Here is an 8,443-nt window from a genome sequence, read left to right as displayed (position 1 = left end):
CGTTAAAGGCCCCTCAGTCCCATTCCAGGCCGCCGCGCCGCCATACGTACGCGTACGCGACGAAGACGGTGAGCACGAAGAGCAGCATCTCCACGAGCCCGAAAATCCCCAGGGCGTCGAAGGTGACGGCCCAGGGGTAGAGGAAGACGATCTCGATGTCGAAGACGATGAAGAGCATCGCCGTCAGGTAGTACTTGATGGGGAAGCGCCCGCCGCCGGCCGGCGTGGGGGTCGGCTCGATTCCGCACTCGTAGGCCTCGAGCTTGGCCCGGTTGTACCGCTTCGGACCGATCAGCGTGGCCATGACCACGGAGAAGATCGCAAAGCCTGCCCCGAGGGCTCCCAGTACGAGGATGGGCGCATACGCGTTCACCGCTCCTCGCTCCTCTCAGTCGGCACTGACTGCTGGCGGTTGCACTGGGCTCACAGCCGCCCCACCAGTCCCATGAGCTCCGCTCGTCCCGGCGAAGATCGAGAACATGTGAAGCAGGTCACAAGCCCAACTGCCTCGCATCTTATGCCCGCCGCTCTGTGATCTGCGACACGGGGTATTACACAAGCTTTGTGATCTCCACCACCTGACGAAGGATCATGAACGCGGATGAGCGGTGATCTTCGCACGAGAAGCGTCCGAGTGATCACCAGAGGTGACATTTTCGCTCATCAGCCCAGCTCGGAGGGTGCGTCTCCATATCAAGATGGTTCCCTTGCATGCAAATTGGTGCTGGACGGCACGCCTTGATAGAGGAGCCCGTTCACACATCAGAGGGAGAGCCGGGCGCGAATGTGGACGCGTGCACGCGTTCACGAGCGACACCCAGCCCACGGCGGGCAAGATCCGCGCACAGGACGCGCACGAAGCCGTAACCGTTGCGTGACCTCCGCCACACGATGAGAGACCCATGAGAACCGGGCTTGGCCACCGGTCCCAACAAGTGGTAGGCGGCGGGCAATCCGGACTTAATGATGAAAGCCCGTGATCACGGGCGCAGTGAGGGGCGCCCGCAATGTCCGTTACGGCGTCAATAAGGGGCGCCCGGACCGGATTTTCGGGCCTCCGTTGAACAACTGTGGCGCAGCACACGTTTCTTGAAGGTATGGAGGAGCCCCTGGTACCCGTTGTTCTCATGTCCCACACCGCTCACATACGCAGCCACCGGAAGCCCCGCCGCAACGCGACGACGTCGATCGCGATGCGCGCCGGAGTTGCCGGTGGCGTCCTCAGCATGGCAGCGGCAGGTGCGTCGGCCACGGCGAACGCCGCCGAGCCGGTGACACAGACCATCGAACTGCCCACCCTCACGGGTGATCTGGCGGATCAGCTCGCCCAGTCCGCCGACGCCACCCAGTTGGCGGCGGCGAACTACGAGCTCGACGCCGAGCGTGACGCGGCCGCCGCCGCGGCCGCCAAGGAAGCCAAGAAGGACCTCGCGGAGGCCAAGAAGAAGGCCGAGGCGAAGAAGAAGGCCGAGGAGGCCCGCAAGGCCGCGGCGGAGGCCGCCGCTTCGCGTTCCTCCGAGCGGGCCACCCTGTCCGCCTCCGCGAACGCGAGCGTGTCCGCTCCCGCCAGCGGCAGCGTCGCGACGGTCATCTCCTTCCTCAAGGCACAGGTGGGCGACGCGTACGTCCTGGGTGCCACCGGCCCCGACGCGTGGGACTGCTCCAGCCTGGTCCAGGCCGCGTTCAAGCAGGTCGGCGTCGACCTGCCGCGGGTCTCTCAGGACCAGTCGACGGTCGGCACCGACATCCCGCTCTCGCAGATCCAGGTCGGCGACATCCTCTACTGGGGTGGCAAGGGCTCCGCGTACCACACGGGTGTCTACATCGGTAACGGCCAGTACCTGGACGCGGCCAACCCCTCCAAGGGCGTCGTCATCCAGGACCTGTCGGGGTACCCGGCGTCGGGCGCGGTGCGCGTCCTCTGAGTCGCAGGGATCACCGGAAGGGCCGCAGCCGCTCGGGGGCAGCGGCCCTTCTGCCTCATCCCAGGTCGAAGGTGTTGGGCAGGCCCAGCCGGTAGCGCACCTCGTCGACCCGCTTGAGCGGCTCCAGCTCCGGGGGCCGGTACAGCTCCCGGATCTCGCAGCGCTCGGCGTCCGAATGGTCCGCGTCCAGGAGCGCGTTGACCGCGAGGCGTGCCGACTCGTTGGCGCCCTCCATCGTCGCCAGGTCCACGTCGGTGCGGACGTAGTCGCCCGCGAGGAAGAAGTTCGGGACCTTCGTGCGGGCCGTGGGGCGGTTGTAGAGGGTGCCCGTGGGGTGGATCAGGAGCTGTTCGCGGTTGCGCGGATCGGGGCCGCCCAGGCCCGTCACCGCCGGGTCCATGAACCAGCCGAGGCGGTCCTCGTCCCGGAGCGTGGTCTTGCCGGCGTCGTTCAGGCCGTCCTTCAACTGGGCCCAGAGTTCGGCGACGACCTCCTCCTTGGTGCACTCCTTGGCCGTCTTGCCGTACAGGATGCCCGGCTTGTCCCACTCCGAGATGATGGCGGAGAGACAGTCGTGGGCCCGCCCGTCGCCGTAGTCGCGCGGGAAGTCGCGTCCGGGCCAGAACTGGGCCTGGCCGACGGCGGTCACCGACCACGGTGAGTCGAGGCAGTTGATGTGGCCGTGCACGACGGGGGTGGGCGTGCGCAGGTAGAACATCACGCCGGTCATCCAGTCGGTCTCCAGGGCGTCGCAGCGCGCGAGCTGCGGGTCGGCCGCGCGCAGTTCCGGGCCCCATGTGAGGCGGGCGTGCTCGACCGGGAGCGCGGAGACGTAGTGGTCGGCGGCGACCGTACGTTCGTCGCCGCCGTCGCGGGCCGAGACACGGACGCCGGTGACGCGTCCGGAGTCGTAGCGGACCTCGCGGACCTGGGTGCCGAGGGCGAATTCGACGCCGAGGGAGCGCAGGTGGGCCTCCCAGGGGTCGATCCAGGCCTCGCTGGTGGGGGCGTTGAGGACGCGGTCGATGTCGGCGTCGCCGTCCATGCCGCGGCCGAGCAGGCCCCACAGGAGCAGGGCCTCGATGATGACGCGGCCGACGGTGCGGGTGGACGCGACCTCCGCGCGCGTGGCGACCAGGTTGCGGGTCTGGCCGACGCCGAGGACGGTCCGGTACTCCTCGCTCATCTCCTCGGCGCGGATGAAGTCCCACCAGGCGACCTTCTCCCAGTGCTCCTCGCGGCGGGCGTCGCAGCTTGTGAGGTGGACCAGGAGGCGGTCGGCGAAGTAGGCCGCCTCGTGGGCGGGCAGGCAGGTGCCGAGGTCAAGGACCGACAGGATCTGGTCGCGGATCCAGCCTGGGGTGAGGTCGCCGGGACGGGGCGGGGTGGTGGCGCGGCGGAGCGGGAAGTGCAGGTCGGGGCGGCCACCGGAGCGGGCGAAGAGGGCCTCGGTGCCGCTGACGAGGTTGTCGTGGACGCCGTGCGCGTTGCCGGGGACGGGGATGCGGCGCATGGTGTCCGGCAGGTTCCGGTAGAAGCCGGGGAAGAAGCGAAAGCCGTGCTCGGCGGGGAGGTCGGCGCGGCCGCCGGCCGCCGTCCCGGGGACGGGCATCGAGCGGGCCTTGCCGCCGAGGGCGTCGTAGTACTCGTAGACGGTGACGGCGTAGCCGCGTTCGGCGAGTTCGTGGGCGGCGCTCAGGCCGGAGACTCCGCCGCCGAGGACGGCGACCCGCTTGCCGGCCGCCGCCCTCGCACCGCCGGCGGGCCATAAGGCGAGGGTGCCGGCGACTCCCCCGGCACCGGCCAGAAAGCGTCTGCGGGTGTGGCCGGATGGTGTATGACCTGTCTTCTCCTGGGGCTCCTGCGCGTGTTCTGTTGTCATGAGTCCCGGAGGGTAGGCAGGGGCTTCGAAGGTCGGAAGCCTGTTTCCCGGCCACCCACAGCATCCTCACAACCACAGGGAGAGACAGATGCCGAGCGTTTTCGTACAGGGCAGGCCCGTCCAGTCGTATCCGCCCCTCGCGCCCGAGGCCCGGCGCGGGTCGGTGCGCAGGGTCACCGAGGTGGGTGAGGAGGTGCTGCACAAGCCGTGCCGGGACGTGACCGAGTTCGGGCCCGATCTCGCCGCGCTCATCGACGACATGTTCCTGACGATGTACGTGGCCGAGGGAGCCGGACTCGCGGCGAACCAGGTCGACGTGGACCTGCGGCTGTTCGTCTACGACTGCCCGGACGACGACGGGGCCCGCCATGTCGGGCACATCGTCAACCCGGTGCTGGAGCCGCTCGAGGCCCCGGACCGGCGGCTGCTGGACGACACCGAGGGCTGTCTGTCCGTGCCGGGCGCCGTGATGGACGTACCGCGTCCGGACCGGGCCGTGGTGCGCGGCGTCGACAAGGACGGCGCGCCGCTCGTGATCGAGGGCACGGGGTACTTCGCCCGCTGCCTCGCCCACGAGACCGACCATGTCAACGGCCACGTCTATCTGGACCGGCTGTCCAAGCGGGACCGGAGGGACGCGCTGCGGCAGTCGGCGGACCGGCGCGAGGAGGTCTTCGCCCGCCGCACCGTCAGGGCCTCCGCCCTCAGCGGCTGATCACACCACCACGCCGGAACGCGTGCCGGGTGCCGCTCCCACGGGAGCGGCACCCGGCAGCGCACGAGAGCACGTCAGGCGGCGGTGCCGCCACCCTGCCCCGCCCGGCGGCGCAGGTACAGCACCAGGCCCGCTCCCAGGCCGAGGGCGAGGACCGCGCTCCCGGCGATCAGCGTCACGCCGCCGGCACCGGTGAGGGCCAGACCGCCGTCGGTGTCGGTTCCCGTGTCACCGCCGGAGGTGTCGCCTCCCGTGCCGCCGGTGGCGGAGGAGCCGGAGCCGCCGTCCGTGCCGGAGGAGGAACCGCCGCCCGTCGTACCGCCGTTCGAAGTGCCGCCGTCGGACGAGCCGGTGCCGCCGTTGGTCGACTGGTCGGTGCCGTTGAGCACGATCCAGGCCGAGTCGTTGGACTTGTCGGACTCACGCGGGTTGTCCCAGTCGGGCAGCGCCACCTTCGCCTTGGCGTTCTTCACCACGCGGTCGATGCGCAGGTCGAACGGGAAGCTCAGCTCGGCGTCCTCCAGCAGCGGGGTGCTCACCCAGCAGAGGTAGCCCTTGGTGTCCTCGGCGATGTCCGTCTCACGGCAGGCCTGAGGAGCCTTGGTGACCTTCGCCCCCTCGGGGACCTCCACCGTGAAGCCGATCGGCTCGCCGCCCGAGCGCAGGGCGCTGATCCAGGCCGGACCGTTGTTGCGGAAGCCGAGCTTCGCCGTGACGGTGTCGCCCGCCGCGCCCTTGAGCGACGCGCCGGTCAGCTCCAGGTCGTACTTGTTCGTCGTGGGCAGGTCCAGCTCGGCGTAGCGGGTGTAGTCCGCCGGGTCGGCGCCGGGGACCTCCGTCAGCTTCAGGTCCGGGCCGCTGCCGGGCCGGTAGTCCTTGGCCTCGCGCAGGCTCTTCGCCTCGGCCGGGCTGACTGCGGTGAAGGAGTAGTTGAAGATGTCGTACAGGGCGAAGTCGGCGGTCTTCACCTTCAGCGGCTCGGTCAGCGCGTACGCCGTCCCCGCCTTGATGGTGTCGGGGAAGGTGCAGATCGCCTCCGTGCCCTGGCGCAGCAGGGATCCCGTGGTCACCTCGGCGTAGGCGCAGTTGCCGTACGAGTCGGGGAAGGACAGGCCGCGGGAGCCGCGGAAGCGCAGTACCACGCCTTCGGCGTCCATGCCGCCCTTGTTGCGCAGGCCCACGGGCGCCTCATAGGTGTCGCCGGCCTTGAGGTCCTTCGGCAGCGACAGCTCGCGGTTGACGAACTCGGCGCCGCCCACCAGCACATCGATGTCGAGCGGCGTGAACTCCAGCCCCTCGCCCTCGCCGGTGACCTTGATGGTGCCGAAGTCGCCGACCTCGCTGTCGTCGCCCACGTCGACGCGGATGCCGCCGACGCGGTTGTACGTCTCACCGGCGTACAGCTCGTAGCCGTCGCAGACCGCGACGAGGCCGTCGGCGGCGCAGGGCAGCTTCACGGAGGCGACGCCCGCGAGTTCGGAGGCGTCGATGCGGATCTTGTAGTCGCCCTGGAAGACGGTCGGGATGTCGCCGTCGCCCTCGAACTCCTCACCCGGGACGTTCAGTCGCAGGTCGACCTGCGGCTCCGTGGGCTCTCCGTTGTCGCCGTCGAGCGACAGGTCGACCCGGTTCGCGCCGGTGATCGTCACGGGCAGCGGCTCGTCCGCGGCCTGGGCGGTGCCCGCGAAACCGGCGGCGGCCAGCCCCGTGGCGGCCAGCAGCGCCACGGATCTGAGCGGCCAGGTCCGCCGTACTGACTGGAGGGTCATCGAGTGCTCTCTCGTCGATGGGAGGGTGCCCGGGCGGGCACACCTCCTTCGACCTGAGCCGGCGCCGGTGCGTTGTCCACAGAGTGATCACAGCGGGGTCACATTCCCGCAAACACCACCGGTCTCGACCGCATCAAGAACCCCAAAGGGCCCCAAAGGGCCCCGGAGGACCTTTTCACGCCTTCGGCGCCACCTTGGTAATGCCGCGTTAGCAGGCATACTGAGGTTCGCAAGGGGGTTCGAGTGACGATAGGGACATTCGCAGGTCAGACAGGGGGACACAGGACGCTCGTCGGTCTGCGCGGTGGGCTCTACGCCCGGAAGAGCGCATACCGAGGGAAAGTCGCGAACAAGGGCCGTTCGGTCCGTGAGCAGCTCGACGCCGGCCAGGCGGACGCTGACCGCGACGGTGTCCGGATCATTGAGAGGTTCATCGACGACGACCGATCCGCCTCGACGTACCGCCAGAGAGAGCGCGAAGACTTCGAGCGGATGATCGAGTGGATCGAGGGCGGCAAGCTCGACATCGTGTACGCGTGGGCATCCACGCGCCTGCAACGAGACATCGCCGTATACGCCCGGCTGCGCGACGCCTGCGCCGCGAACGGTGTGCTCTGGTGCTACGGCGGAAAGGTCTACGACCTCAGCAACGCCGACGACCGATTCCGCACCGGTCTCGACGCGCTGCTCGGCGAGCGCGAGGTCGACGAGATGCGTAAGAACGTACTCCGGTCGTTGCGAGCGAACGCCGTGAACGGCCGCCCGCACGGACAGCGCGCCTACGGGTACCGACGCGTCTATGACCCCCACACTCGGGAGCTGCTCCGTACGGAGTTGGAGCCGGACGAGGCGAAGATCGTTCGTGAGATCTGTCGATGCGTAGCCGCGGGCGAGGCGTACGCGGTGATTCGGCGAAAGCTCAACCTGCGAGGGGTCACGCCGCCTGCTCGTGAATGGCGGAAAGAACAGATCAAGCGCCTGGCGGAGTGGCACGAGGACCTGCCGGAAAACGCCGAGCTGCACCCTGATTGGGTGCGGCGCATCGCCGATCACGTCGACCTACGGGACGAGGCCCGTGAACGGTTGGCGGCCGGCGAGCAGCCGCTCGACATCGCTCGCGACTTCAACGGCCGAGGCGAGCCCCTGCTGCTCGCGAGGTGGCACGCGGCCACGATCGTTGACTACGCCAGCGACCCCCGGTACTTGGGCGCGCGGACGCACCATGGGCAGGTGACCGCCGAGGACGCGTGGCCGCAGATCGTCTCGAAGGCCACGCATGTCCGGTGTCTGGCGATCATCGCCGAGCGGAAGGGGAAGAAGCACAATTCCCGCCCCGGCAAGGCCGTCAACTGGCTTTCTGGCTCCATGAAGTGTGACGTCTGCGGTGTGGAGGTCGGATCGGGGCGCAACAAGTACGGCCCTTACTACCGCTGTATGCAACCGGCCGTCGAGGGGCTGCACGAGGGCAAGGGTTACCACGTGTCCGGCAAGACGAGTGACGTCGACCCGTTCGTGGAGAAGAAGTTGTTCGAGTGGTTGTCGTCGCCGTCGTTCGTGGCCGCGTTCAACCGGGACGACGCCGAGGCCATGAAGCAGCTAGAAGAGGCCGAGGCCGAGGTCAAAGTGCTCCGTGCTCGACTCAAGGAATTCCAAGATCGCGCGATCGCCGGCACGCTATCGGCCGACAGCCTCGCGGCGGTCGAGGCTGGCCTGCTGCCCAAGATCAAGGATGCCGAGACGAAGGCAAACGCCCTTAAGGCACCCTCCGTTGTCCGGGATCTCGTGGCGGCGACACCCGACGAGGTAGCCGCGGCATGGAGCCGCATCGCAATCGCTCAGCGTCGACTCGTCGCCGAGGCGCTGCTCGACGTTCGCCTCAAGAAGGGCGCCAAGGGCGGCACGGTACCAATCGAGCAACGGCTGTCGGTCCTGCCGAAGCGGCCCGCGCAGCGTGAGCTCGTAAAGGCCGCTTAGCGCGTAGACCAGCGGGGGGGGGGGGGGGGGGGGGGGGGGGGGCGGGGGCGCGGGGGGGGGGGGGGGGGGGGGGGGGGGGGGGGGGGGGGGGGGGGGGGGGGGGGGGGGGGGGGGCGGCGGGCGGGGGGGGGGGGGGGGCGCGGGGGGGGGGCGGGGGGGGGCCGGGGCGGCGCCCCGC

General features: G+C 69.5%; 6 protein-coding genes. 3 read left to right on the top strand and 3 right to left on the bottom strand.

Translation table 11 applies throughout. The features are described 5' to 3' along the window. Window positions 1-13: 13 nt before the first annotated feature. Window positions 14-373 (bottom strand): NADH-quinone oxidoreductase subunit A, encoded by a 360-nt coding sequence (locus ACP4J3_RS06960; protein WP_003992243.1) that lies wholly within the window; start codon window positions 371-373, stop codon window positions 14-16. Window positions 374-1,097: 724 nt separating this feature from the next. On the opposite strand from ACP4J3_RS06960, the gene ACP4J3_RS06955 reads away from it, so the two are divergent. Beyond that, window positions 1,098-1,925 carry a C40 family peptidase gene (locus ACP4J3_RS06955; protein WP_426531515.1) on the top strand — a complete coding sequence of 276 codons (828 nt, stop codon included), beginning with the start codon at window positions 1,098-1,100 and terminating at the stop codon, window positions 1,923-1,925. A 55-nt stretch (window positions 1,926-1,980) separates the two neighbouring features. On the opposite strand, the gene ACP4J3_RS06950 is transcribed toward ACP4J3_RS06955, so the two are convergent. Beyond that, the gene (locus tag ACP4J3_RS06950; RefSeq protein WP_426531513.1) at window positions 1,981-3,807 is read right to left on the bottom strand and encodes a hydroxysqualene dehydroxylase; all 1,827 of its coding nucleotides are present in this window, start codon (window positions 3,805-3,807) and stop codon (window positions 1,981-1,983) included. 88 nt (window positions 3,808-3,895) lie between these two features. Here ACP4J3_RS06950 and def point away from each other — a divergent pair, with 88 nt between their 5' ends. Continuing rightward, window positions 3,896-4,522, top strand: a complete 627-nt coding sequence (gene def / locus ACP4J3_RS06945) for a peptide deformylase (protein ID WP_426531511.1) — start codon at window positions 3,896-3,898, stop codon at window positions 4,520-4,522. 74 nt (window positions 4,523-4,596) lie between these two features. Here def and ACP4J3_RS06940 read toward each other — a convergent pair whose 3' ends face one another. Then, window positions 4,597-6,291, bottom strand: coding sequence for a hypothetical protein (locus ACP4J3_RS06940; RefSeq protein ID WP_426531509.1), 1,695 nt, complete (start codon window positions 6,289-6,291; stop codon window positions 4,597-4,599). A 243-nt stretch (window positions 6,292-6,534) separates the two neighbouring features. Between ACP4J3_RS06940 and ACP4J3_RS06935 the strand changes: the two genes are divergently transcribed. Beyond that, a complete protein-coding gene (locus ACP4J3_RS06935; protein ID WP_426531507.1) occupies window positions 6,535-8,265 on the top strand; it encodes a recombinase family protein in 1,731 nt (576 codons plus the stop codon). The last annotated feature ends 178 nt before the right edge of the window (window positions 8,266-8,443 follow it).

The organism is Streptomyces sp. UG1, from assembly GCF_049974585.1.
Taxonomy (GTDB): domain Bacteria; phylum Actinomycetota; class Actinomycetes; order Streptomycetales; family Streptomycetaceae; genus Streptomyces.
This window is presented reverse-complemented; position numbering and strand designations above follow the sequence as displayed.